Here is a 24726-nt window from a genome sequence, read left to right as displayed (position 1 = left end):
GCCCCGCGCCGGAAGCGCGGCTCAGCCCGCCACGCGGCGCAGCGCGCCGTCGATGGCCTCGGTGATGGCGTCGATGTCGCCCGGGGTGGCGATCAGCGCGGGCGCGAGGCACAGCGTGTTGTTGTAACCGGGCAACGAACGCGTGGTCGCGCCGATGATCACCCCCTGTGCCATGCAATCCGCGACGACGGCCTGCACCAGTCGCTCATCCGCCGGGGCGCGGGTGGCGCGGTCGGCCACCAGCTCGGCCCCGCAGAAAAGGCCGAGGCCCCGCACATCGCCGATCACGGCGTGCCGGTCCTGCAGGGCGCGAAGGTTGCCCATCAGCCGCGCGCCCATCGCCCGGGTATTGGCCAAAAGCTCCTCTTCCTCGATGATCCGCATGTTCTCGAGCGCCGCCGCAGGGCCCGCGGTGCAGCCGCCGAAGGTCGAGATGTCCCGAAACAGGCTCATCGGGTCGCTGTCGTCCTTGAACTGCTCGAACACCGCCTCGGTGGTGACGAGGCAGGCGATCGCGGCGTAGCCCGAGGCCACGCCCTTGGCCATGGTCACGAGATCCGGCTCGATGCCGTAATGCTGGTAGCCGAACCATTCGCCGGTACGGCCCACGCCGCAGACCACCTCGTCGAGATGCAGAAGGATCTCGTGCTTGCGGCAGATCTCCTGCACCCGTTCCCAGTACCCGCGCGGCGGGGTGATGACGCCGCCGCCCGCGGTCACGGTTTCGAGGCACAGCGCGCCGATGGTATCGGGCCCCTCGCGCAGGATCACCTCTTCGATCGCATCGGCGGCGCGCAGGCCGTATTCCTCGACATCCCACTGCGCGCGGTATTCGAGGCAATGCGGCACCTGCACGAAGCCCGGCGTATAGGGGCCGTATTGCGCGTTGCGCTCGGGCTGGCCACCGGCCGACATCGTGGCGATGGTCGCGCCGTGATAGTCGCGCTCGCGGTACAGGATCTTGTGCTTCTTGCCGCCGTGATGCTTGTGTGCGATCTGGCGCACCATCTTGAAGGCCTTCTCGTTGGCCTCGGAGCCCGAATTGACCGAATAGACCCGGGCCATGCCGGGCATCCGCGCGATCAGCGCCTCGGCAAAGCGCGCACCGGGGATCGAGCCGGCGCTTCCGGCGAAATAGTTCAGCTTCGTGACCTGCGCGCGGATCGCTTCGCCGATGCTTTCGCGGCCATAGCCGACATTGACGGTCCAGACCCCGCCCGAAACCGCGTCGAGATGCTCGCGCCCGGTCGCGTCCCAAAGGCGCATGCCGCGCCCCTCGACCATGATCCGCGGATCGGTGGTCTCGAGCGGCTTGTGCTGGGTCATGTGGTGCCAGACATGCGCGCGGTCGGCGTCGATCACGCGGTTGAAGTCGTTGGGGGCGGCTTGGTTCACGGCGAGGTCCTCATGGGCATGGCGCAAGGAAGGTGAAGCGCGCCATGCCAAGGGGCCGGCACGGCGTCGCCACCCAAGCTGCGCCCGATCGCACGCCAAGCGCAGGGCCAGATGGGACGTTTGCTTAGGTCCAGTTAGGATCGGGCGTCGAGCGCGGCTGCGGCGCTGTCCTCGGTAGGGAAAAGGTCCGCACCGGTCGGGCAGCCGCCGCAGCGGTGCGACGTGACGAAGCGGCAAGCTCAGTGCCGATCGGAGATCAGAGCAGACCGCCCAGCCCCTTGATCCCGGTCAACAGCCCCGAGACGAAGAGCACCGCCAGCGCCGCCTGTCGATAATGTCCCTCACCCATCCGGCGAAACAGCCGAGTGCCCATCCATGTCCCCGCGATCATCACCGGGTAGAGCAGCGCGGCGCCGCGCATCATCTCCCAGCTGAGCACCTGCGCGCCCAGCGTCATCGACAACAGCGCGATCGCCGCGGTGAAGGCGAAGAACAGCAGCAGCGAGGCGCGCGCGGCGGCACGGTCCGTGTCGCGACCGAGGAAATAGGCGACCGCCGGCGGCCCCGGCATGGCAGCAAGCCCGCCCAGCAGTCCCGCAAGGCCGCCGGCGGCGATGGCCGCGCCCGGCCCCTCGGGCACCCGCAGGCGCGACAGCAGCGCCGCCAGCCCGGCCAGCACGAAGACCGCGATCGCCAGCCGCATCACGTCGGCGTCGAGCCGGGTCGCGACATAGGCGCCCGGCGGCGTGCAGACCAGCGCGCCCAAGCATAACAGGCGCAGCGCACGGGCGTCGATGGCGCGGCGATGCCTGATCAGATCGCCCGGCGCCGCCGCGATCTGCAGCATCTGCGCCATGATCACCGCCTCCACCGGCGGCAGGCTGAGGCTGTAGAACGGCACCGCCGCAAGGGCAAAGCCGAAGCCCGTCACCCCCCGTAGAAACCCCGCCGCAACCGTCGCCAGAGCGAGCAGTTCGAGATCGCCCACGGCGCGTCAGTCGAAGTTCAGGACGATGGTCTTGGAGCGGGTGAAATGCTCGACCATCGCCTCGAGCGAGGCCTCCTTGCCCTGACCCGACCGGCCGAAGCCGCCATAGGACACGTTGGGCTGTATGGTGAGGTTCTGGTTCACCTGCACGTAGCCCGCTTCGAGCCGCGAGGTGCTGTCGAGCGCGACCGACAGGCTGCGCGTCCAGACCGTCGCCGCGAGCCCGTAATGCGTCGCGTTGGCCAGCGCGATCACCTCGTCGCGGTCCGACCAGCCGCGCAGCACCGCGACCGGGCCGAAGATCTCTTCCATGACGCAGGGGTGATCGTCAGGCAATCCGCGCAGCAGCACCGGCTGCATGTAGAGATCGGGCGCGAGATGCGCCGCGTCGGGCAGCGTGCCATGGCGTGTGACGGTGGCGCCGGGCGTCGCCTCGGCCAGAGCAACATAGCGGTCGATCGTGGCGCGCTGGCGGGCGTTGATGATGGTGCCTACATCAGTCGCCTCGTCGAGCGGATCGCCGATCCTGAGCGCGTCCAGCGCGGCGCCCAGCCTCTCCGTGAAGGCGTCGATGAGATCGTCATGCACGAAGATGCGGCTCGCGGCGGTGCAGCTCTGCCCCTGCCGGGTAAAGCGCATTCCGGAGACCGCACCGGCCACCGCGCGGTCCAGATCGGCATCCGCGCAGACGATCATCGGGGATTTGCCGCCGAGCTCAAGCGAGACCGGGATGATGCGTTCGGCGCCGATCCTGTTGATCGTCTCGCCCACCGCCTCGGAGCCGGTGAAGGTGATTTTGGCCACGCCCGGGTCGCGGGTCAGCGCGTCGCCGCAATCGGCGCCCGTGCCATTGACGACGTTGAGCACGCCCGCCGGAAGGTGGCGGCTCATCAGCTCGGCCAGCAGGAAGGTGGCGAACGGCGCCTCCTCGGAGGCCTTGACCACCACGCTGTTGCCGGCGACCAGCGCAGGACCCACCTTGAGCGCGAACAGCACCAGCGGCACGTTCCACGGCAGGATCGCCGCGACCACGCCCAGCGGCTCGCGCGTGGTCATGGTGAGCATCCTGGGGTCGAAGGGGATGGTCTGCCCCTTCAGTTCGGAGCCGAGCCCCGCATAGAATTCGAGGATGTCGGCGGCGACCGCGACCTCGCCGCGGCACTCGGTGCGGATCGCCTTGCCGGTCTCGCGCGCCAGCACCTGCGCGATCAATTCGGCCTGGGCCGTGACGGCGCGGGCGGCGGCGCCGACCTGTTTGCCGCGCGCGCGGGCGGGCGTGGCCGCCCAGTCCCGCTGCGCCGCACGGGCGGTGGCGACCGCCTGCGCGGTCTCGGCGCCGTCGCTCGCCGCCGCGCGGCCGATCTCGGCGCCGGTGGCGGGGTTCGTCACCGCGAGGGTGGCCTGCGTGGCGCGACGCGCCCCGCCGATCAGGTTGACGCCCTCGAAGGCTTTGAAGACGGTCTCGGGGGTCGCGAAGTCGGCAGGGCGATAGGTCATGGGGATCTCGCTGGGCAAGGGGGCGCCCCGAGTATAGGCACGCCCTCCGGTCCGCACGTAGGTCCAGTGTGCGCGCAAGATAGGTCCAGTTTTCCGGCATCCGCGCGCCATGGCCGCCGGAGTTGCGCCAACCCGGCTTTTGAGGCGCGGGACCAGACGGGCCATCGCACTCTCCGACGGTCACCGGGCTTCGCTAGAGGCGCGTGCCCTCGATCACCCAGATGGTGTCGGGAAAGGCGGCGGGAAGCTGCAGGCCGTGACTCATCAGATGCGCGCCCGGAAGCTCGATCGCGCCGCGCTTGATCGCGATGTCACCGCGCGACAGCGGGCCGAGGTCTTCGCGGTTGGTCAGCTCCACCCGGTAGCTCGCCTCCGGGTCGAGCCCGGTGAACCGCAGCGGACGCGGCAGGATCTGCGACGCAGTGGCGGCGCGGCCCGCAAAGGCCACGAAGCGTTCGCCGCCTTTCGCGATCTGGCACTCGGCGATGACCGACGGGTCGGCATGATCGAGGCGGTGGATCTCGGCCTGCATGGTCCAGTCGCGGTTGGCCTTCCACCATGCGGTGACGCGGGTGAGCACCTGCGCCTCGGCCTCGGTCAGCTCGCGCGGGTCCATCTCGAAGCCCATGTGCCGCTGCGCCGCGACCCAGGCCCGCATCGACATCGGCAGCACCCGGCCCGAGGTGTGGCAATGGCGCGGGCCGACATGGCTGCCGGTGATCGCCGCCGGAAAGAACAGCGCCGCGTCGTGCTGGATGCGCAGACGCTCCCGTGCGTCGTTGCTGTCCGACAGCCAGACGCGCTGCGTGCGCGCGAGGATGCCCGCGTCGATGCGTCCGCCACCCGAGGCGCAGCTTTCGATCTCGACGTCCGGAAACGCCGCGCGCAACCGGTCCAGTAGGTCATAGATGCCATGGGTCTGGGCAGCGTCGGGATAGGGCAGCAGCCGGTTGTGGTCCCATTTGATGTAGTCGATGACGTGATCGTCGAGCACCGCGCCGATGTGGTCGAAGAGGTAGTCGCGCACCTCCGGGTTGGCGAGATCGAGCACGCGCTGCTGGCGGCCTTCGATCTGGTCCTGCGGCCCCATGGCCCAATCGGGATGGGCGCGGAAGGTGTCGCTGTCGGTGTTGATCATCTCCGGCTCGAACCAGATGCCGAAGCTCATGTTCAGATCGTGGACATGCTCGATCAGCGGGGTCAGCCCGTCGGGAAACTTGCGCGCGTCGATCCACCAGTCGCCCAGGGAGGAGGTGTCGTCGCCGCGTTTGCCGAACCAGCCATCGTCGAGCACGAAGCGTTCGGCGCCAAGGGCCGCCGCGCGGGTCGCGATCTCCTTGAGGGTCGCGACATCATGGTCGAAATAGATCGCTTCCCAGCAATTGTAATGCACCGGGCGCGGGCGCTCGGCGTCGGGCCATCGCACGATGCGGTCGCGGATATGGCGCTGGAACGCGGTGGCGCAGCCGTTCAGCCCGTTGCGCGAGAAGGTGACGAGCAAGGGCGCGGTGGCGGCACGGGTCACAGGGCCAAGCTCGGTCGCGCCGGCATGGCCGAACTGCACCTGCCGCCGCCCGTCGGGCAGCTCCTCGGCGACCATGCGGTGGCCGCCGGACCAGCCGTAATGGAAGGCATAAACCTCGCCCGCCGTGTTGGTCGTGCCGCGTCCGGGCACGATGAGCCCCGGAAAATGCTCGTGCCCCGAGCGGCCGGTGCGCGCCTCGCGCATCCGGATGCCCGCCGACCACGGCGTGCGCTGAAGCTGGAATTCACCGATCCAGCGGCCCGACACGTCGATCATCTCGTCCGAGAGCTGCGGCGCGGGCAGCACAGGGGCGGCGAGCCAGTCGACGATGATCGGCGCGTCGCTGTCGATCTCGGAGGAAAGCGTCAGGACATGGGTGTCGGGATCGATGGCGAAGCGCGCGACATGGCGCAGCCCGGCATCCGCGTCCTCGCAGGTGACGGTGAGCGCGTCGCGCCCCTCTTCGACGCCCGAGAGCCGCAGCCGGGGGCGCAGCACGCGGCCCCCGGCGTCGCGCAGGTTCAGCCCCGGCTGACCCGGAAAGCCGCGATCCGCCTCGGGGCAGATCGACAGGGGCGGGTTGGCATCGAGCATGCCGCCGGTGATGTCGCGCGCCTCCGCTTCGGCGATGGCGTCGAGATCGCACCCCTTCGGCAGCGGTGCGCCCCAGTAGACGACAACCGGCAGGCGCGCGTCGGATGAGGCGAGAACGAGGGTCTGGACGAAGCTGTCCAGTCGCCAGCATTGCATCATTTCACGGCTCCGAGGGTCAGCCCGGCAATGAAGTGCCGCTGCATCAGGAAGAACATCGCGACGGGCGGCAGGGCGGCGACGATGCTGCCTGCGCTCATCAGGTGATAGGCGGCGCGGTACTGCGCGTTGAACGAGGTGATCCCGGCGGTGACCGGTTGGCTCTCGGCCCCTTGGGTCAGCACCACGGCCCAGAAATAGTCGTTCCAGATGAAGGTGAAGATGAGGACGGCCAGTGCCGCGATGGCGGGCTTCATCAGGGGCAGCACCACGAACCAGAAGATCCGCCATTCGGCCACGCCCTCGACCCGTGCCGCCTCGATCAGCTCATAGGGCAGCGCGCGGATGAAGTTGCGCATGAACAGCGTGCAGAACCCGGTCTGGAAGGCGATGTGAAACAGCACGAGGCCGGTCTTGGTGTTGTAAAGGCCGAGATCGAGCGTGAGGTCGCGGACGGGGACCATAAGGATCTGGAACGGCACGAAGTTGCCCGCGACGAAGAGAAAGAAGATCCAGAGGTTCGCCTTGAACTTGTAAATGCCGAGCGCGAAGCCGGTCATGCAGGACAGCGCCACCGCGCCGATCACCGTGGGCACGGTAATCAGCACCGAGTTCCACAGGTAGCGCGGCATGTCGCTTTCGAGGAACACCTTGGAGTAGTTGGTGATGCCCTCGAACGACGACGGCCAGCCCCAGTAATTGGCGTTGGCGAAATCGGCGTCGGGCCGGATCGAGAAGACCGCGACGGCGATGAGCGGCAGGAGCCACAGCACGAGGGCCATGGGAATGAGCGCCTGATAGGCGAACTGGACGGGGCGCGAGGCGCGCTCGATGGGTGCGGGATACATGTCAGCGGCCCCTTTCGTCGCGGTACATGGACCACAGGAAGTAGGTGATGAAGACCAGCATGATCAGGAACAGCACCACGGCGATCGCCGCGCCGTAGCCCATGCGGAAGCCGTATTCGGACAGCGCCACCTCGAACATGTAGAAGCTGAGCACCCGGCTCTGGCCGAAGGGTCCGCCCGCCGTCATGATCGAGATGAGGTCGAACGAGCGCAGCGCGCCGATGATCGTCACCACGAAGGCGATGAAGGTGGCCGGGCGCAGCTGCGGCAGGATGATGTGCCACAGCATCCGGAACCCCTTGGCGTTGTCGAGGCGGCCCGCCTCGATCTGCTCGGGGTCCACGGCGTTGAGGCCGGTGAGATAGAGGATCATGCAATAGGCGGTCTGCGGCCACAGGCCGGCGGCGATGATGCCGTAGGTGACGTAGCTCTCGTCGCCCAGCACGTTGACCGGCCCGAGGCCCACCCAGCCCAGCATCACGTTCAACAGCCCGAAGGACGGGTCGTAGAACCAGCTGAAGACGAGGCCGACGACGACCTGGCTGATCACGAAGGGAAAGAAGAACAGGGATTTGTAGATGCGGATGCCGGTGACGGTCTGGTTCAGGAACAACGCGATCGCGAGGCCCGCAGGGATCGCCAGAAGATAGAGCACCAGCCAGATCAGGTTGTTCCTGAGCGAGGTGTAGAAGGCATCGTCCCAATACATCTCCTCATAATTGCGCAGGCCCACATATTCGGCCGCGCCGAGCCCGTCCCAATCATAGAGCGAGACGTTGAAGCTCTGGAACACCGGGATCAGGACGTAGATCGCGAAGAACAGGATGCCCGGCGCGAGGAAAAGCCACGGGGTGATGGCGATCTGGTTGCGGCGCCACCACGAGCGCGGGGCCGCTCGGGGCGCGGTGGAGGGCGGAAGCGGGGCCATGGCTGAACCTTCTGGGATGAACGTGGGACGCCGGGGGCGGGCGGGCCGCCCCCGGCGATCATTCAGGTGCTATCAGTAGATCCGCTGGCGCGCGCGCTCGAGCCGGTCGAGGATCTGGTCGAGCTGGTCGGGCTTGACCATGAACTCCTGGAAGCCCTCCATCGCGACCTTGGCCATCTCGGCCGGCGCGTCGCGGTCGAAGAACTGCGCCACGCCGCCGGGGCTGTTGGACGACAGCGTCTCGAAGCCTTCCTTCAGGAACTTGTCGTCATCGACCGAGGAGCCGCTGTTGACCGGAAGCTGTCCCAGCGCGTCGCCCGCGTTGATCGTGGTCTGGTTGTCGGCGGAGGCCACGAATTTCAGGAAGGCCTTGGCCGCTTCCTTGTTCTGCGCGCCCGACGGGATGTGGAAGGTGTCGGTCGGCGCGTCCTCGGCCAGCTCCACATCCCCGTTGATCGCCGGGAACTGGTAGTAGTCGATCTGCTCGTCGGTGAGCCCCGCCTCGCGCAGCGGCGCGACGGCGAAGTTGCCCATAAGATAGGCCCCCGCCTCGCCATTGACCATGAAGGGCAGCGCCTCCTGCCAGCTATAGGCGGTGTGGTTGTCGATGAAGGCGCCCATGTCGATCAGCTCGCGCCAGTTGGCGAAGGTCTGTTTCACCCGCTCATCGGTCCACTCGACCTCGCCATTGGCCAGCGCCATGTGGAAGTCGAAGCCGTTGGTGCGCATGTTGAGGTAGTCGAACCAGCCGGCGGCGGTCCACAGGAACTTGGTGCCGATGGTGAAGCACTTGATGTCGTTGTCGAGCAGCGTCTGGCAGTTCGACTTGAAGGCCTCCCAGTCCTGCGGCTCCTCGAGCCCGTATTCCTCGTAGAGGTCCTTCCGGTAATACACGCCCCACTGGTAGTAGGTGTAGGGCACGCCCCACTGCTTGCCGTCGAGGGTCATGGCGCCCTTGGTCGAGGCCAGCTGCTCGCTCAGATCCCCCTCCCAGAGGTCCGACACGTCCTCGAAAAGCCCGGCATCCACATAGGGGGCCATCCGGTTGCCCGCGTACCAGTTCGCCACGTCCGGCGGGTTGGCCGACAGGAAGTTGCGGATCTGGGTCTTGTAGGCTTCGCGGTCGATCACCGTCAGCTCGATGTTCAGCTCCGGGTGCATTTCGCCGAATCGCTCGATCATCCCCTCCATCACCGCGCGCGGCGCGGGGTTGGACATGTCCGAAAAGATCTTGAGATCGCCAGAGAGCGCCATCTCGTGACTTTCGGCAAAGGCGCCGCTGGCCAGCGTGGTCGACATGGCCAGCGCGGCAATCGCGGCCCGGTGGTAAATCTTCATGGTTTCCTCCCCATTCTAACGCATCGCCTGTCTCATTATTTGGGACTAGGTTTTGCATATTGAAATCATACGCCGGTCTGCCCTATGGTTGTCAACAGTCGAGGCGCGCATTTGCCCGCTGCGACGTGACGGAGGAGGCGGCATGACGGCGCAGCGACGCGAACAGCAGGCAGGCGACGGGACCATCGGCAAGGCGGTGACGGTGCTCGACCTCGTGGCGGGGTTCGAGCGCCCCGTGCGCTTCAACGAGCTGCGCGAAGGATCGGATTATCCCAAGGCGACGCTGTACCGGCTGCTGCAGACCCTCACGAATCAGGGGCTTCTCGCCTTCGATCCCGAGCGGCAGACCTATGCGCCGGGGCTGCGGCTGATGCGGCTGGCCCATGCCGCGTGGGAGCAGGCGTCGCTCGCTCCGGTGGCGCGGCCGCATCTGGCGCGCCTTGCGGTGCAGGCGGGAGAGACGGTGCATCTGGCGCAGCTCGACGCAGGCCAGGTGCTCTATGTCGACAAGCGGGTGCCCTCGCGCCCGATCGAGATGTTCAGCCAGGCGGGCAAGGTGGGGCCCGCGCATTGCACCGGCGTCGGCAAGGCGATGCTGGCGTTTCTGGATGCGGTGGCGCTCGACCGGGCGGTGGCGCTGCAAAGCTTCTACCGCTTCACGCCGCACACGCTCACCGACGCGGAGAGCCTGCGCGCCGAGTTGGCCGAGATCCGCAAGCGCGGCTACGCCTTCGACCGCGAGGAGCACGAGCCGGGCATCATCTGCGTGGCGATGCCGATCCTGTCGGCGCGAGACCGGGTGATCGGCGCGCTCTCGGTCACCTCGGTGACCGCGCGCAAGACACTGGACGAGCTTGAGACCATGGTGCCGCTGCTGCGCGAGGCGGCGGGACGGATATCGAAGGACACGGAGGCGTGGCGATTCCCCGATCAGGGGCAGGCCCGCGACAAGGGAGAGAGCAATGTCTGACGTCACCCTGCGCAAGCTGGTGAAGCGCTATGGCGAGGTGGAGGTGATCCACGGCGTCGATCTCGATATCGCCGACGGCGAATTCGTGGTCTTCGTGGGTCCCTCGGGCTGCGGCAAGTCCACGCTGCTGCGCATGATCGCGGGTCTGGAGGAGACCAGCTCGGGCGAGATCCGCATCGGCGAAAGCGACGTGACCCGCGCCGATCCGGCCGACCGGGGCGTGGCGATGGTGTTCCAGACCTATGCGCTCTATCCGCACATGTCGGTCGAGGAAAACATGGGCTTCGGGCTGAAGATGACCGGCCATGCCAAGGCCGAGGTCAAGGAGAAGGTCCGCGAGGCGAGCCGCATCCTCAAGCTCGACGATTACCTCAAGCGCAAGCCCAAGGCGCTCTCGGGCGGTCAACGTCAGCGCGTCGCCATCGGCCGGGCCATCGTGCGCGGACCGGAGGTGTTTCTCTTCGACGAGCCCTTGTCGAACCTCGACGCCGAGCTTCGGGTCGACATGCGGGTCGAGATCGCGCGCCTGCACAAGGAGATCGGCGCGACGATGATCTATGTCACCCACGATCAGGTCGAGGCGATGACGCTGGCCGACAAGATCGTCGTGCTGCGCGCCGGGCATATCGAGCAGGTCGGCGCGCCGATGGATCTCTACCGCGACCCCGACAACCGCTTCGTCGCGGGCTTCATCGGCTCCCCGGCGATGAACTTCGTCGGCGGATCGGCCGCCCAAGACGGCGTGCTGGCACCGGGCCTCGGTGCGCAGACCCTGCAGGTGGCGGCGGCGGTGCCCGGCGTCGGCACTGAGGTGATCGTCGGCATCCGTCCCCAGCACCTCGCTCTGGCACCGGGCGAGAGCCACCTCGTCGATCTGGTCGAGCGGTTGGGCGGCGTCTCCTACGCCTATCTCGTGGCGGCGACCGGCGACCGGCTGGTGGTGGAGCTGCGCGAGGACGATCCCGCGCCGCGTCCCAACGACCGGGTGGGGCTGCGCGTCGACGCATCCCGCGTAATGCTTTTCGACGCGAGCACCGAGCGGCGGCTGCGCTGACGCCAGCCTGTCCGGATTCCGGGGGCGCCGGAAAGCCATCGACTTTCGTCAGAACCGGCTTTCCGGCGTTGCTCCACAGGCTTGGATGCCGCTTTTTTGTGAAGCTGCGTGCAGCGCTCCTCGATGAGACGGTCGCGTTTTAGCATCTCGGCGCTGGCGGCATGGGTAAAACCCTCGGCTCAGGCCCCCGTCATCGCCGAGGTGACCTCGATCGGCCGGCCTTCGCGGAACGACAGGTTCGCCGCCTCGGCGAGCGCCAGCGCGTTCACCCCGTCCTGCACCGTGGCAGGCACCGGCTTGCCCTCGACGCAGGCATCGACGAAGGCCGACCATTCGATCGCGTAGGCACGCATGTAGCGCTCCAGAAAGAAGAAGACCGGCTTGGCCGAGACGGTGCCGGCGGCGGTCGATTTGACTACCGTGTTCTCGATTTCGTTGCGCGCCTCGAGCGTGCCCTCCGAGCCCAGAAGCTCGACCCGCTGGTCGTAGCCGTAGGGCGCGCGGCGCGAGTTGCGGATCGTGGCGATGCGCCCGTCCTCATAGGTCAGGACCACGACGGCGGTGTCGATGTCGCCCGCGGCGCCGATCTCGGGGTCCACGAGGCAGGAGCCATGCGCCATCACCGACTTGGGCATGCCGAAGAGGAAGGCGCACATGTCGAAGTCGTGGATCATCATGTCGCGGTAGAGCCCGCCCGACACCTTGATGTAGCTCACCGGCGGTGGGGCAGGGTCGTAGGAGGTCACGGCCAGAAGCTCGCCCTTGCCGACCTCGCCCGCCTCCAGCGCGGCCTTCAGAGCGGCGAAGTTCGGGTCGAAGCGCCGGTTGAAGCCCATCATCATCGGTTTGTCATGCGTCTTGGCGATGCGCCCGATTTCGAGCGCGCGCTTCAAGTCGAGGTCAATCGGCTTTTCGCAGAAGATCGCCTTGCCGGCCTTCGCCCCCGCCTCGATCAGATCGGCATGGGTGTTGGTCGAGGAGGCGATCAGGATGGCGTCGATGCTTGGGTCGGCGAGGATCTCGTCGGCGCGGCGCGCTGCAATGCCGTGCTCGTGCGCCAGCGCCTCGGCCGCTTCGGTCATCACATCGGTGACGGCGACCAACTCGCAACGCGGGTCCATCTTGATCGAGGCGGCATGGACCTTGCCGATACGGCCTGCGCCGAAGAGTGCGACTTTCATGGGGGTACCTTTTGGAACGGTGTCTGGTCGTGACGCTACGGCACGGCCGGGCCGGGGGCCATTGCATAGTTCACCGCTTCGGCGGCAAATTCATCGGTAGAATCGGAACGGACCGGCGTGACGAATGCAGCGATCCGGGGCGACGCGGCTGACGCCCGCGCGGGGCGCTATGACACCGCGAGATTCGAGCCTGGAACGAACTCGTCAGCCCGAAGCGGAAGCTGCGTCCAATCCTGTGCCCGACCATCCTTGCCGGCGCGGATCAGGGTGCCCGCGACATCGTGGATTGATAGCCGCGCGTTTTCTAGGAATTATCCTGCCTTTGCAATGGGATGCGGCGATGCCGGAGCCAGCAACCTGTCATGCTCTGAGATCGAACCGACCAATCATAAGCGCGAGTCGGAGACTCTCCGGATGCCTGAGGACAACCCGCTGTTGCGAGTGGCACTGGATGGACGCCAAGATGCGGAACCGGGCAGCTCAGGCGAGGCGGCCGTCGTCATCGATGAGGCTCACACGTACGGGAGGTCGCGTCCCCCATTTCCACAAGACCATGTTCAGATCGGCACTGCCCGCGCCTTTGGCGAAGCTTCGGACGCGCATCCCGTGATAGCCTTCCGCAATGAGGCGCAGCACGAAGTCCTGCCCCGCGCTCGTGCCGCTCCGCCGCATCTGCAAGCGCCAGTCGCCCTGCGCCAGCAGGGCATGGTCGATCCCCTTGGCCGCGAGTTCGGCAGGATCCTCCGCATCGAAGATCGGGTCCAGCTCGGCCTCTAGGGAGATCAGGGTCGTCGGCTGCAGAGATCCGGCCTGGTTCGCCTCGCGTATGGCGGTGAGCACCGACATCGAGGTGTAGAGCGCAGGCGTGCCGCGTGGATTGAACCGCCCGCCATACAGGCGCGCGCCTTCGCCAGAGAGCGGCTCGCGCGCCCTCATCGGATTCAGGGCGCGATACAGAATGCCCTGAAAGCGCATGTTCAGGCGTGAATGCCGGAATCGACCGCGTCGATATAATCCATGACCTCGTCCGCATGCCCTTCCCGCACGAGTTGCATGGCCGTCATCCCCCCGAACCCCGGCAGGGGCTCGGACCGATACCAGGCATATGCGATCAGCGGCGAGCCGAAGCGCGGCTCAAGCCGGTTCACGATTTCGACCATCTCGCGCAAACGCTTCTGGGTTTTCGGGCTGGCCACCCGATCCGCGCGCATGATGGCATCCCGGCCAAGGCCGACAGTCCGCGCCACCTCGTCCTTGGTGGTCCGCAGCGCCTCTGCGATGCGGCCGGGGGCGAATTGCCCGTCATGGGCGGAGATCTCGATGAACATGGCCAACTCCATCTATGTTGCCCTTATATCGTGTCAGATGGCGCGGCAGTCAAGAGGTTCGGGCTTCATTGCGGCCCATCTGCCATGGAGTGGCGGCCACCATTCTTGCCATGCGCCTTGCGGGTGCGAGAGGTCTCCCCTCGGCGTCATGGCCGGAGCGGGGCGCCTGAGAGAGGATCGCTTGGCCATATCCCGACATGGGCCGCTCGGTGGAGCGTGTTATACTATCGACCATGGGGAACATCCCCCACAGGGATCGCTTGTCCCCCGGACAAATCATGGAGAGCGAAACGATGACACGCGGAAAAGACGGTCCACCGACCACGACAGATGCAGGCATCCGCGTACAGAGCGACGAACATTCGCTTACCGTGGGGCCGGACGGACCGATCGTCCTGCACGACCACTACCTTCTCGAGCAGATGGCGAATTTCAACCGGGAACGCATCCCGGAGCGTCAGCCCCATGCGAAGGGCGCCGGTGCCTTTGGGCGGTTCGAGACCACGCAGGACGTTTCGCGCTATACCAAGGCCGGCATCTTCCAGCCCGGTGCGACATGCGACGTGCTGATGCGCTTCTCGACCGTCGCGGGCGAGCGTGGCAGCCCCGACACATGGCGCGACCCGCGCGGTTTTTCGGTCAAGATGTATACCGATGACGGCAATTTCGACATGGTCGGAAACAACACGCCGGTCTTCTTCATCCGTGACCCGCTGAAGTTCCAGCACTTCATCCGCAGCCAGAAGCGCCGCGCCGACAACGACATGCGCGATCACGACATGCAGTGGGATTTCTGGACCCTGTCGCCCGAGAGCGCGCATCAGGTCGCCTATCTCATGGGGGATCGGGGCATCCCGAAAAGCTGGCGCGAGATGAACGGCTATTCGAGCCATACCTATTCGCTGGTGAACGCCGAGGGCGAGAAGTTCTGGGTGAAGTTTCATTTCCACACCGACCAGGGGGATGGAAACGCCTATCTGAGCCAGGACGAGGCCGACAAGCTGGCCGGGAGCGACGGCGACTATCACCGCCGCGATCTGTTCAATGCGATCCAGAAGGGCGACCACCCCAGCTGGACGCTGAAATGGCAGATCATGCCCTATGAGGACGCCAAGACCTACAACATCAATCCCTTCGACCTGACCAAGGTCTGGCCGCATTCGGATTACCCGCTGATCGAGGTCGGCAAACTGACCCTCGACCGTAACCCGACGGACTTTCATACCCAGATCGAACAGGCGGCGTTCGAGCCGAACAACATGGTGCCGGGTGTCGGGCTGTCGCCGGACAAGATGCTGCTGGCGCGCGGCTTTTCCTACGCCGACGCGCACCGCGCCCGGCTCGGCGTGAACTACAAGCATATCCCGGTGAACAAGGCCCAAAGCCCCGTTCACAGCTATTCCAAGGATGGCGCCGGACGGACCGAGAATGTCTCGGACCCGGTCTACGCGCCCAATTCCTACGGAGGTCCCGCTGCCCAACCCGATCCACGTGGCGAGGCCGGCCTGTGGCACGCCGATGGCGATATGGTGCGCCTGGCCTACACCTTGCGGAAGGATGACGATGATTGGAGCCAGGCCGGCAAGCTTGTGCGCGAGGTGATGGATGATGCCGCGCGGGGTCGTCTGGTGATAAACGTCGTCGGGCATCTGTGCGACGGGGTCAGCGAAAAGGTGCTTCTGCGCGCCTTCGAATACTGGCGGAACATCGACCGCGAGACCGGTGACAAGATCGAGGCCGGGGTGCGCGAAAAGCTGGGCGGGGCCTCCGATGCGCCGGGCCTCGCATCAGCCGAGAGCATCGGTGGCAAGGAAGCGGCCGAATAGACGCGACCCTACCGGGCGGGGTCTTTCGGCCCCGTCCTGCTCCGGGCAAGCCCATTTGCTCGGAGCCGGGCTTCGGTTCGGCGCTCGGATGCTTCGGACACGGACACGCGCAAAATGGCGGAGGGGGGTAACACCGACTGCCATGAGCGCGATGCCACCCCACAGTGTTGTGACCGCGCAAAGCTGGACAGCCGCGCCGACCGCTTGAAGATATTGGCGCATGACCAGGCGCCGCACCTTCATCTTCACCGCCTGCGCCGCGCTCTCCGCGCCGTGGGTGGTTCGCGCACAGTCGGACGACCTGCGATCCACCATGCAGGCCCTGCCGCAACTGCACTCCCTTCAAGTCCGGCGCGGTGATGGCATCGTATTTGCCGAAGCGCCCCGGGGTCCCGGTCTCGACCGTTTCGCGAACATCAAATCCTGCTCCAAGAGCATCGTGGCGCTGCTGCTCGGTGTGGCGGTCGATCGCGGCGAGATCCCCGCCGTGACCGCCACGCTGGACGAAGTCGCCCCAAGCCTCCTGCCGGCGAATGCGACAGAAGGTGTGGCCGACATCACCATGGAAGACCTCGTGACTCTGCGGGCGGGCCTCGAGCGGACGTCGGGGGCCAATTACGGGGGCTGGATCAGCTCCGGCAACTGGCTGGCCGATGCGATGACGCGCCCGATGGTCGCGGCACCCGGCACACGGATGCTTTATTCCACAGGCTCGACCCACATCCTCGGCGCGGCGCTTGCCCAAGCGACGGGACAAAGCCTGCTTACGCAGGCGCGCGACCGTCTGGGCGCACCTCTCGACATCGAGATCCCGCCATGGACCCGCGACCCCCAAGGGTACTACCTGGGCGGCAACGAAATGGCTTTGCGCCCGCGGGACATGCTCAAGATCGCCACGCTCCTGCGCGACGGGGGGCGCTTTGCCGGGGAACAGGTCGTGCCGCGAGACTGGATCGCCGCCTCGATCGAGCCTCGGGCCCGTTCGCCGTGGTCGGGGCTGTCCTATGGCTATGGCTGGTTCCTGTCGCCCTCCGGCTACGTGCTCGGGCGCGGCTATGGCGGTCAGATCATCGCGGCGCATCCGGGCCGCGATCTCGCCGTCGCGATCACCTCGGACCCGACACTACCGGCCCGGTCCGACGGGTATTTCGGGGCGCTGATGCGGCTGCTCGACGGTCCGGTCATGGCCGTGGCCTAGATCGGAAAGAACGCTTTCCACCGCGATGTTGCGTCCCGCCCTTCGGCAGTCGGGCTTTCGTTGATCGAGGGCGGTGACCCTTGCCGCCAGATCGCCGAAGGCTCTCGGCACGGCTCACCGCATGATTTGCGGCATGGCTGACGGGTCTGCAGAGGTAGGCAGGGCCGCAGACAGGGGCACTTCGTAGGATCGGAGCGACCATCACCAGTCCGAGGCAGGGCGAGGCAGGGCGATGCTGTGGCCGAAAGGCGACAGGTGAAAGCCGGTTGAGCGCCACTCAACTCAGGGACTATTACCAATACTTTCGAATATATACCTATACGTGTGCCAAAGCATGGGAGGGCCAGAATGAAACCGTTCGCTCAGCGTCTCGTACAACTTATCGGCTGCGTGACGGCGGCGGCACTTGGCCCGGGGACCGCGAGCGCGGCCATCGAGACGGCCAAGCTGAACGTGACCGCCACCGTCGCGGACACCTGTTCGGTGGAGGTCACGCCGCTCGACTTCTCCCTGCTCAAGGTCGGCGCACCGACCGAGGAGGCGGCGGCGGGCACCGTCTCCATCATCTGTTCGGCCGACAAGTCCGCGATGTCGGTCTTTCTCGACGGCGGCACCTTCGCGATTTCGGGCCAGCGGCGGATGAAAAGCGACGCCGGAACCCATGTCCCCTATGAGATCTACTCGAACGCCGCGCGCACCGCGCCTCTCTCGATCAGCGATGCCCTGTTCTCGGGCTCGATCCTGGCCACGGCACCACAGCTGTTCCAGATCTATGGGCGCGTTCCCGCCGGACAATATTCTGCCGGAACTTACAGCGACACCATCTCGGTGACCGTCAACTACTGATGGGGACGACCATGCTGCCTGTCTTTCTGTGCCGGCCTGCCGCGATCATGGCCTGCCTTGGCACCCTGATCGCCGCGGCGCCTGTCGCGGCCCAAGGGGTCTCTGTCGCGCCAACCCGCCTCGAAGTTCCGGGCGGGGCCGAGCAGACCACCATCGCCGTGCGCGCCGCCAGCAAGGCCGGCGCCGTGGTGCAGCTGCGTATCTTCGCATGGACCGAGGGCACGCCCGCCGATCGGCTGACCCCGACGCGCGCCGTGGCGGTCAGCCCGCCCATGGCGCAGCTGGGTCCGCGGCAGGAGCTGACCGCGCGCATCGTGCGCCTTGCAGGAACGCCGCCGCGTGGCCGGGAATGCTACCGCGTCCTCGTGGACAGGCTGCCCGATGCCTCCCGCAACGCCGGTCAGATCAACCTCAGAATCCGTCACTCCGTACCCTTGTGCTTCTCGAACTGAACGCAGGTCGAACGGGGAGATCGGGGCGACGCCACTTGCTGATCGCGACATGCGCCGTCGGGATCGGCGGGCTGGGCAGCGCCGCGGCGGCCGATCGGAATGCTCTCACCGATCCGGGCATGTCTCCCGCCTTGATGCCGCAGGCCCAAGAGACCCTGTTTCTCGAAGTCATCGTCAACGATGCGGCGACCGGGCTGATCGCGATGTTCGAGCGAGACCCCGAGGGGCGGTTTTCCTCACCGGCCAGCGAGCTGGTCGAGCTTGGCATCGACGCACCGCCCGGTGATCGCCTCGTGGCCCTCGACGCGATCGCGTCGCTCGACTACCGCTACGATCCGCTGGCGCAAAGGATCGAGATCGACGCGGCCCCCGAAGCGCTGCTGCCGCAGATGATCGGACCGCTACTGCCCGATGCCGTCGCCGCCGACCCCTCATCGGGGCTGGCGCTGAACTACGACGCCAGCCTGCGCATGTATCGGGATGTGGCCGGGGAGATACGGCCCGATGGGCCGGGGCTGGCGCTGGATGGCTGGGTGTTCACACCGTGGGGTTGGGCCGGCACGAGGGGATATGCCTACATCACCCTCGGCAGCGATCCGAGGACGGATTGGGTGCGCTATGACAGCGTATTGCAGCATGACGCGGTGGACCGCGCCCTGACGTTCCGGGCGGGCGACGTGATCGGCTCGTCGCCATCCTGGGGGCGATCCGTGCGCCTCGGCGGTGTGCAGGTCCAAAAGGACTTCTCGCTTCGCCGCGATCTGGTGACCGCGCCGATGCTGTCCTACGCCGGCATGGCGGCGGTCCCGAGCACGGTCGACGTCTTTCTCGATGGCGCGCCGGTCTATTCCGGCCCGACCGAACCGGGGCGGTTCGAGATCGACAACGTGCCGATCCGGACGGGCCCGGGCACCGCCGTCGTCACGCTGCGCGGTGCGGACGGACGCACCGAGAGCCGGGAGCTGGCCTTCTTCGGTGCAAGACGGCTGCTCGGGCGAGGCATATCCGACTATTCGATCGAGGTGGGGCAGCCGCGGCTGAACTATGGCTCGGCCACAACGGACTACCTCGACGAGACGGCGGTCTCGGCGACGTTGCGCTTTGGCGCGACGGACGAGGTGACCCTGTCGGCGCATGTCGAGGGCATGGACGATCTCGCCATGGCGGGAGTGGGCGCCGAATATGTCGCCGGACGCCGGGCCGAGGTCTCGATCTCTGCGGGGGCCAGCCATGATGGCGACCGGACCGGCCATTTCGGCGAGGTGACGTTCTCGGCCTATCCGCTCGGCCGCCTGTCTCTCGATGCCAGCCTCTATCGAAGTTTCGGGGATTTCGCCGACCTCGCCTTTGGCGTCGATCGCACGACCGAGACCGCGAGCGAAGCCCTGCATCCGCCAAGCGCCCGTGATCTGGTCAGCCTGGGGTATCGAGGCACCGGTCACTCCTTGGGGCTGAACTACATCCGCCTCGAACAGGAGGGGCGGCGCCATCGGCTTGCCAGCCTGAGCTACGCGAGGGCCTTCGACCGGGTCGGCGGGACGTTGACCCTCAGCGGTGGTCACGATTTCGAGCAGGACGAAGACCGTTTCGCCGTGCTCTTCAGCCTGACCAAAGGGCGCCGGACGCGCCAATTCCACCTAGACCATGAGGGCCGAAGCCGCCTGCACGCGTCACGCGCGATAGATGAGCGGCCGGGTGCCACGGGCTATGCCGTGCAGGCGACACGCGACGGCGAAGCCTTGCGGGTTGGCGGACAGGTGGAAAGGGAAACCCGCTTCGGCCGCGCCACGGGACAGATCGCATCCGGTTCCGGTTTCGCCTCTTCGGAAATCGCCTTTCGAGGGGCGATCGCGGTGTTGGATCGCCGTCTGGCGGCCGGACGGCAGATCCACGATTCCTTCGCGGTGGTCGATGCGGGCCGGGCCGGTCTGCCGATACGCCTTCAGAACCGGGAGGTCGCCCGCACGGGGCCGGGTGGCCACGCTCTCGTTTCGGGGCTGACGTCGTACCACGTCAACAGCCTCTCGATGGATGTCGACGATCTGCCGGGCGATACGCTCTGGAGTTCGACCGCGACCGAAATCGTGCCCGCGAGGCGCAGCGGCATTGCGGTCGATTTCGGTATTTCCGACGTCACCCGGTCGCGTCTCGTCACCTTGGTCGATGCCACGGGTGCGCCTCTCGCCCTTGGCACGCCGGTCCGAATTGATGGCAGGCCGAATGCTTTTGCCATCGGCTATGACGGGCAGGTGCTGTTGCAGGACACCGCGCCGGGTTCGACGGTAGAGGCCGCGCAAGGCGCGCAGGTCTGTCGCGCCACGCTTCCGCCAGCCTCGATGATGTTGGAGCCTTTGCCATGCCTTTGATCCGGGCGGCCCTGTGCGCCCTCATCGTCGTCCTGTCGATCGGCTTCCCCGATCGGGCCCCTGCGCAAATGGAGATGATGTCGAACTGCACCGCCACGATGACGGATATCGCCTTCGGCTCGGTCAGCCTGCGCGCGGGCGTGACGAACCAAAGCTCGGGCAGCTTGACGATCTCATGTGCCCAATTGCTGTCGAACGTCGGCATCTGCGTGCGGTTCGGTCCCGGAAGCGGCGGCGCCGCGACCCAGAACGCGCCGCGCTACATGCGCCGCGCCGACGGGGCGGCGATCAGCTATGACATGCGTCTGGGCGCCGATGCCGCCAGCAGCCGGAACGAAGTCTTCGTGCGGCTGGGGTCGCTATTGGGGACGCGGACGACCCTGCCGGTTCTGGCCTGGATCACCTCCACCGGCGCGTCGACCGGCACGGGAGACTACGCCTCCACCTTCTCGTCGCAGGCCGATATCAGGCTCGACTACCCCGTGGCCTCATGCGCGGAAATCGGCAGGACCGTCAAGACGATCCCCCAGTTTTCCGTGCGCGCCAGCGTCAGGTCCCTTTGCGAGGTTGCGGGCGCCACGCTCGATTTCGGTCGGATCAATCCCGGTACCACGGGTCCGATCGACGCCGCGGCTCAGCTCGGCGTGAGGTGCACCGCCGATACGCCATACGCGATCCGATTGGGCCCCGGGCTGGGCATAGGGGCCAGCGGGCCTGCCGACCGCCGCCTGACCGGACCGCTGGGACAGCTGAGATACGGCCTTTATCAGGACGCCGGCCGTTCGCGCCCTTGGGGGGACCAGCCCGGCAGCGATGTCCGGGCGACCGGAACGGCCGCCACCAGCGCCGTGACCGTCTATGGCCGCATCTTCGCCGGTCAGGCAATGCATGCCGGGCAATACGAGGATTCCGTGCTTGTCACGATCGAGTATTGAACGCTGACGGCAGAGTTCGGGGAGCCTAATCCGCACCCATACCGGCCAAGAGGACAAAGCACCCTACGGAAAGGCCTGACACACGGACGCGTTCGACCATATGATCGTAGCAACGGCCTCGGCCCGCAAGACCGGGGCTGCCCACACTTGATATGACTGCCCCGCTTGATGCTTCAACGATTGCGCGGCCCGGCACCGGGGCGCATACATCGGTCCTACTCGAAACCGTCGGAAGCCGTCATGACCCACCTTCTCCATCGCTCCACGCGCCTTCAGCCCCGCCGGGCCGTCGCGGCACGTGGCCTGACCATCACGGACAGCGAGGGGCGCGACTACATCGACGCCTGCGGCGGCGCCGCCGTTTCCTGCCTCGGCCATGGCCATCCCGATGTGATCGCCGCCCTGCACGAGCAGGCCGACACCCTCGCCTATGCCCATACCGGCTTCTTCACCACCGAGGCGGCCGAGCGGCTCGGTGATCGGCTGGTGGCCGACGCGCCCGAGGGCATCGGCCACGCCTATCTCGTCTCCGGCGGCTCCGAGGCGGTCGAGGCGGCGCTGAAGCTCGCGCGGCAATACGCGACCGAGCGCGGCGAAGACGGGCGTCGCCACGTGATCGCCCGGCGCCAGAGCTACCATGGCAACACGCTGGGCGCGCTGGCGACGGGCGGCAACGAATGGCGACGCGCGCAGTTCAAGCCGCTCCTGATGGAGACGCACCACATCGCCCCCTGCTTTGCCTATCGCGAGCAGCGCGAGGCCGAGAGCGACGCCGATTACGCCGCGCGCGCGGCGGGCGAGTTGGAGACGAAGATTCAGGAACTCGGCCCCGAGACCGTTCTGGCTTTCGTGGCCGAGCCGGTGGTGGGTGCCACGGCGGGGGCAGTGCCACCGGTGGGCGATTACTTCAGGCGCATCCGGGAGATCTGCGACCGGCACGGCGTTCTTTTGGTCCTCGACGAGGTGATGTGCGGCATGGGCCGCACCGGCACGCTGCATGCCTGCGAGCAGGAGGGCATCTCGCCCGACCTGATGACCGTGGCCAAGGGACTTGGCGGCGGCTACCAGCCGATCGGCGCGGTGTTGCTGAGCGAAAGGATCTACGACGCCATCTCGAACGGGTCGGGCTTCTTCCAGCACGGTCACACCTATATGGGCCACCCGATGGCGGCGGCTGCGGCGCTGGCGGTGCAGGAGGTGATCGCACGCGACGACCTTCTTGCCAATGTGCGCGAGATGGGCGCGCATCTGCGCGCGCGGCTGAAGGAGACCTTCGGCCGCCACGCCCATGTCGGCGACGTTCGGGGCAGGGGGCTGTTTCAGGCGATCGAACTGGTGGCCGACCGCGAGACCAAGGACCCCTTCGACCCCGCTCTCAAGCTGCATGCCCGGATCAAGGCGGCGGCGATGGAGCGCGGGCTCATGGTCTATCCGATGGGCGGCACGATCGACGGGGCGCGCGGCGACCACGTGTTGCTGGCGCCGCCCTTCATCGTGGAGCGCGAGGACATCGACCGCATCGTCGAGCGTCTGGCCGAGGCCGTGGATGCGGGCCTGGGAGAGGTCGCATGACGGCGCCGACGCCGCTCTCGGATGCCGAATGGCCCGGCGGGATCGCCGACATGCTGCCCGGCTTCGCGGGCCGGCTCGACATCTACCGGGTGATGGCGCATCACCCGGCCCTCTTGCGGGCATGGTCCGACTTGCGACAGCATGTGGTGGTCGACACGGCACTCGGGGCGGAGTTCAGTGAGGTGGTGATCCTGCGCACCGGGCTTCGCCACGGATCGGACTACGAATGGGGCCACCATGTCAGCCGCGCTCGCAAGCTCGGCATGGAGGAGGCGCGCATCGCCTCGATCAAGGGGCCGCTCGACGCCATGTCCGAGGCCGACGCGGTGCTCGCGGGCGCGGTGGACGAGCTGTTGGAGGCGTCGCGTCTGTCGCGCGCCCGGCAGGCCGATCTGGAAGCTTTGGTCGGTCGCGCGGGCATGTTCGATCTGATGGCAACGGTGGGCTTCTATACGGTGCTGGCTTTCATCGCCAACACGGCCGAATTGCCCCTTGACGCCAACATTCTGGCAGAATTGGAGAAAACGCCCGCGCCGTAACCCGTTGACACCGGTGCAGTGTTGACTTTCACAGGCGGGAGATCACGCTTAGGCGAGCCAATCGCCAAGGCGACCAACGAAAATCAAGAGACTTAAGGGAGAGAGCCTATGAAGACCTATCTCGTCGGAGCCGCGACCGCACTGACCCTTGCCGCAAGCGGTGCCGCCGCGCAGGAGGGCCAGAAGTTCATCTCGATCGGCACCGGTGGCGTCACGGGCGTCTACTACCCGACCGGCGGCGCGATCTGTCGCCTCGTGAACCGGGGCCGCGCCGATCACGGCATCCGCTGCGGCGTCGAATCGACCGGCGGTTCGGTCTACAACATCAACGCCGTGCGCTCGGGCGAGCTTGAGTTCGGCGTGGCCCAGTCCGACTGGCAGTTCCACGCGATCGAAGGCACCTCGCAGTTCGAGGAGCAGGGCGCGTTCGAGGACCTGCGCGCGGTGTTCTCGGTCCACCCCGAGCCCTTCACCGTCGTGGCGCGCGCCGATGCCGGGATCGAGACCTTCGAGGACCTCAAGGGCAAGCGCGTCAATGTCGGCAACCCCGGCTCGGGCCAGCGCGGCACCATGGAGGTGCTGATGGAGGCCATGGGCTGGACCATGGACGACTTCCAGCTCACCTCCGAGCTGCAGGCCGCCGAGCAGTCCCAGGCGCTGTGCGACAACAACATCGACGCGATGGTCTACACCGTCGGCCACCCGTCGGGCTCGATCCAGGAAGCGACCACCGCCTGCGACGCGGTGCTGGTCGAGGTCTCGGGCGAGGCCGTCGACAAGCTGGTCGAGGACAACCCCTACTACCGCACCGCCACCATTCCGGGCGGCATGTATCGCGGCAATGACGAGGACGTCTCGACCTTCGGCGTCGGCGCGACCTTCATCTCCTCGGCCACCGTGCCCGAGGACGTGGTCTACGAGACCGTGAAGGCGGTGTTCGAGAACTTCGACCAGTTCAAGAGCCTGCACCCGGCCTTCGCCAGCCTGACCCAGGAAGAGATGGTCGCCGACGGTCTCTCCGCACCGCTGCATGCGGGTGCCGAGAAGTACTACCGCGAAGCCGGGCTGCTCAGCGAGTAAGCCCCACGCCCCGCGAGATGACCGGCCGGGGCGCGCATGGACCGCGCGCCCCGGCCTTTCCCGTCCCGAAGGACGGGCCTGATACCGCCACAGCATGAGGGGACGCGTCC

General features: G+C 66.9%; 21 protein-coding genes. 11 read left to right on the top strand and 10 right to left on the bottom strand.

Annotation, left to right across the window (positions count from 1 at the left end; translation table 11 throughout):
• Positions 1-21: 21 nt before the first annotated feature.
• The 7 genes from ACJASC_RS15170 to ACJASC_RS15140 form a co-directional block, all read right to left on the bottom strand.
• Positions 22-1395: an aminotransferase family protein gene (locus tag ACJASC_RS15170; RefSeq protein ID WP_415146740.1), complete on the bottom strand. Its 1374-nt coding sequence runs from the start codon at positions 1393-1395 to the stop codon at positions 22-24.
• A 256-nt stretch (positions 1396-1651) separates the two neighbouring features.
• A complete protein-coding gene (locus ACJASC_RS15165; RefSeq protein ID WP_415146739.1) occupies positions 1652-2383 on the bottom strand; it encodes a sulfite exporter TauE/SafE family protein in 732 nt (243 codons plus the stop codon).
• 6 nt (positions 2384-2389) lie between these two features.
• Positions 2390-3880 (bottom strand): aldehyde dehydrogenase family protein, encoded by a 1491-nt coding sequence (locus tag ACJASC_RS15160; protein WP_415146738.1) that lies wholly within the window; start codon positions 3878-3880, stop codon positions 2390-2392.
• Between the two features lie 193 nt (positions 3881-4073).
• Positions 4074-6158, bottom strand: a complete 2085-nt coding sequence (locus ACJASC_RS15155) for an alpha-galactosidase (protein ID WP_415146737.1) — start codon at positions 6156-6158, stop codon at positions 4074-4076.
• On the bottom strand, positions 6155-7003 hold the full coding sequence (locus ACJASC_RS15150) for a carbohydrate ABC transporter permease (RefSeq protein ID WP_021694413.1): 849 nt from the start codon (positions 7001-7003) through the stop codon (positions 6155-6157). The genes ACJASC_RS15155 and ACJASC_RS15150 overlap by 4 nt, the downstream gene beginning before the upstream one ends.
• Before the next feature lies 1 nt (position 7004).
• Positions 7005-7931, bottom strand: coding sequence for a carbohydrate ABC transporter permease (locus ACJASC_RS15145; RefSeq protein WP_415146736.1), 927 nt, complete (start codon positions 7929-7931; stop codon positions 7005-7007).
• Between the two features lie 72 nt (positions 7932-8003).
• Positions 8004-9269 carry an ABC transporter substrate-binding protein gene (locus ACJASC_RS15140; protein ID WP_415146735.1) on the bottom strand — a complete coding sequence of 422 codons (1266 nt, stop codon included), beginning with the start codon at positions 9267-9269 and terminating at the stop codon, positions 8004-8006.
• 142 nt (positions 9270-9411) lie between these two features.
• Between ACJASC_RS15140 and ACJASC_RS15135 the strand changes: the two genes are divergently transcribed.
• A complete protein-coding gene (locus tag ACJASC_RS15135; protein WP_021694410.1) occupies positions 9412-10239 on the top strand; it encodes an IclR family transcriptional regulator in 828 nt (275 codons plus the stop codon).
• The gene (locus ACJASC_RS15130) at positions 10232-11293 is read left to right on the top strand and encodes an ABC transporter ATP-binding protein (RefSeq protein WP_021694409.1); all 1062 of its coding nucleotides are present in this window, start codon (positions 10232-10234) and stop codon (positions 11291-11293) included. Before ACJASC_RS15135 ends, ACJASC_RS15130 begins: the two co-directional genes overlap by 8 nt.
• A gap of 179 nt (positions 11294-11472) precedes the next feature.
• On the opposite strand, the gene iolG is transcribed toward ACJASC_RS15130, so the two are convergent.
• From iolG to ACJASC_RS15115, 3 genes are all read right to left on the bottom strand, one after another.
• The gene (gene iolG / locus ACJASC_RS15125) at positions 11473-12474 is read right to left on the bottom strand and encodes an inositol 2-dehydrogenase (protein WP_415146734.1); all 1002 of its coding nucleotides are present in this window, start codon (positions 12472-12474) and stop codon (positions 11473-11475) included.
• Between the two features lie 480 nt (positions 12475-12954).
• Complete coding sequence (locus ACJASC_RS15120; RefSeq protein WP_415146733.1) at positions 12955-13449, bottom strand: RES family NAD+ phosphorylase; 495 nt, start codon at positions 13447-13449, stop codon at positions 12955-12957.
• Between the two features lie 2 nt (positions 13450-13451).
• Entirely contained in the window at positions 13452-13802 is a 351-nt protein-coding gene (locus ACJASC_RS15115) for an MbcA/ParS/Xre antitoxin family protein (protein WP_021694406.1), read from the bottom strand.
• A gap of 293 nt (positions 13803-14095) precedes the next feature.
• Between ACJASC_RS15115 and ACJASC_RS15110 the strand changes: the two genes are divergently transcribed.
• The 9 genes from ACJASC_RS15110 to ACJASC_RS15070 all read left to right on the top strand — a co-directional run bounded on the left by ACJASC_RS15110 (position 14096) and on the right by ACJASC_RS15070 (position 24616).
• The gene (locus ACJASC_RS15110; RefSeq protein ID WP_415146732.1) at positions 14096-15628 is read left to right on the top strand and encodes a catalase; all 1533 of its coding nucleotides are present in this window, start codon (positions 14096-14098) and stop codon (positions 15626-15628) included.
• 220 nt (positions 15629-15848) lie between these two features.
• Positions 15849-16826, top strand: a complete 978-nt coding sequence (locus tag ACJASC_RS15105) for a serine hydrolase domain-containing protein (protein WP_415146731.1) — start codon at positions 15849-15851, stop codon at positions 16824-16826.
• 348 nt (positions 16827-17174) lie between these two features.
• Complete coding sequence (locus tag ACJASC_RS15100; RefSeq protein ID WP_415146730.1) at positions 17175-17672, top strand: Csu type fimbrial protein; 498 nt, start codon at positions 17175-17177, stop codon at positions 17670-17672.
• 11 nt (positions 17673-17683) lie between these two features.
• Positions 17684-18124 carry a fimbrial biogenesis chaperone gene (locus ACJASC_RS15095; protein WP_021694401.1) on the top strand — a complete coding sequence of 147 codons (441 nt, stop codon included), beginning with the start codon at positions 17684-17686 and terminating at the stop codon, positions 18122-18124.
• A gap of 35 nt (positions 18125-18159) precedes the next feature.
• Positions 18160-20490, top strand: coding sequence for a fimbria/pilus outer membrane usher protein (locus ACJASC_RS15090; RefSeq protein WP_415146729.1), 2331 nt, complete (start codon positions 18160-18162; stop codon positions 20488-20490).
• On the top strand, positions 20487-21425 hold the full coding sequence (locus ACJASC_RS15085; protein WP_415146728.1) for a Csu type fimbrial protein: 939 nt from the start codon (positions 20487-20489) through the stop codon (positions 21423-21425). The genes ACJASC_RS15090 and ACJASC_RS15085 overlap by 4 nt, the downstream gene beginning before the upstream one ends.
• A 240-nt stretch (positions 21426-21665) precedes the next feature.
• Complete coding sequence (locus ACJASC_RS15080) at positions 21666-22997, top strand: aspartate aminotransferase family protein (protein WP_415146727.1); 1332 nt, start codon at positions 21666-21668, stop codon at positions 22995-22997.
• A complete protein-coding gene (locus tag ACJASC_RS15075) occupies positions 22994-23536 on the top strand; it encodes a carboxymuconolactone decarboxylase family protein (RefSeq protein WP_021694396.1) in 543 nt (180 codons plus the stop codon). Before ACJASC_RS15080 ends, ACJASC_RS15075 begins: the two co-directional genes overlap by 4 nt.
• A 108-nt stretch (positions 23537-23644) precedes the next feature.
• Positions 23645-24616: a TAXI family TRAP transporter solute-binding subunit gene (locus ACJASC_RS15070; protein WP_021694395.1), complete on the top strand. Its 972-nt coding sequence runs from the start codon at positions 23645-23647 to the stop codon at positions 24614-24616.
• Positions 24617-24726: the final 110 nt, after the last annotated feature.

It is taken from the genome of Limimaricola cinnabarinus (assembly GCF_047631075.1).
Classification (GTDB): domain Bacteria; phylum Pseudomonadota; class Alphaproteobacteria; order Rhodobacterales; family Rhodobacteraceae; genus Limimaricola; species Limimaricola cinnabarinus.
Note: the sequence above shows the minus strand (reverse complement) of the source record. Positions and strands in the feature narration are given on the sequence as shown.

Excerpts from the sequence above, each read along its gene's own strand:
- ACJASC_RS15105 (WP_415146731.1), top strand. The coding sequence starts at position 15,849 with ATGACCAGGCGCCGCACCTTCATCTTCACCGCCTGCGCCGCGCTCTCC.
- ACJASC_RS15150 (WP_021694413.1), bottom strand. The coding sequence starts at position 7,003 with ATGTATCCCGCACCCATCGAGCGCGCCTCGCGCCCCGTCCAGTTCGCC.
- ACJASC_RS15100 (WP_415146730.1), top strand. The coding sequence starts at position 17,175 with ATGAAACCGTTCGCTCAGCGTCTCGTACAACTTATCGGCTGCGTGACG.
- ACJASC_RS15135 (WP_021694410.1), top strand. The coding sequence starts at position 9,412 with ATGACGGCGCAGCGACGCGAACAGCAGGCAGGCGACGGGACCATCGGC.
- ACJASC_RS15095 (WP_021694401.1), top strand. The coding sequence starts at position 17,684 with ATGCTGCCTGTCTTTCTGTGCCGGCCTGCCGCGATCATGGCCTGCCTT.
- ACJASC_RS15160 (WP_415146738.1), bottom strand. The coding sequence starts at position 3,880 with ATGACCTATCGCCCTGCCGACTTCGCGACCCCCGAGACCGTCTTCAAA.
- iolG (WP_415146734.1), bottom strand. The coding sequence starts at position 12,474 with ATGAAAGTCGCACTCTTCGGCGCAGGCCGTATCGGCAAGGTCCATGCC.
- ACJASC_RS15070 (WP_021694395.1), top strand. The coding sequence starts at position 23,645 with ATGAAGACCTATCTCGTCGGAGCCGCGACCGCACTGACCCTTGCCGCA.
- ACJASC_RS15155 (WP_415146737.1), bottom strand. The coding sequence starts at position 6,158 with ATGATGCAATGCTGGCGACTGGACAGCTTCGTCCAGACCCTCGTTCTC.
- ACJASC_RS15080 (WP_415146727.1), top strand. The coding sequence starts at position 21,666 with ATGACCCACCTTCTCCATCGCTCCACGCGCCTTCAGCCCCGCCGGGCC.
- ACJASC_RS15130 (WP_021694409.1), top strand. The coding sequence starts at position 10,232 with ATGTCTGACGTCACCCTGCGCAAGCTGGTGAAGCGCTATGGCGAGGTG.
- ACJASC_RS15115 (WP_021694406.1), bottom strand. The coding sequence starts at position 13,802 with ATGTTCATCGAGATCTCCGCCCATGACGGGCAATTCGCCCCCGGCCGC.
- ACJASC_RS15120 (WP_415146733.1), bottom strand. The coding sequence starts at position 13,449 with ATGCGCTTTCAGGGCATTCTGTATCGCGCCCTGAATCCGATGAGGGCG.
- ACJASC_RS15145 (WP_415146736.1), bottom strand. The coding sequence starts at position 7,931 with ATGGCCCCGCTTCCGCCCTCCACCGCGCCCCGAGCGGCCCCGCGCTCG.
- ACJASC_RS15110 (WP_415146732.1), top strand. The coding sequence starts at position 14,096 with ATGACACGCGGAAAAGACGGTCCACCGACCACGACAGATGCAGGCATC.
- ACJASC_RS15140 (WP_415146735.1), bottom strand. The coding sequence starts at position 9,269 with ATGAAGATTTACCACCGGGCCGCGATTGCCGCGCTGGCCATGTCGACC.
- ACJASC_RS15075 (WP_021694396.1), top strand. The coding sequence starts at position 22,994 with ATGACGGCGCCGACGCCGCTCTCGGATGCCGAATGGCCCGGCGGGATC.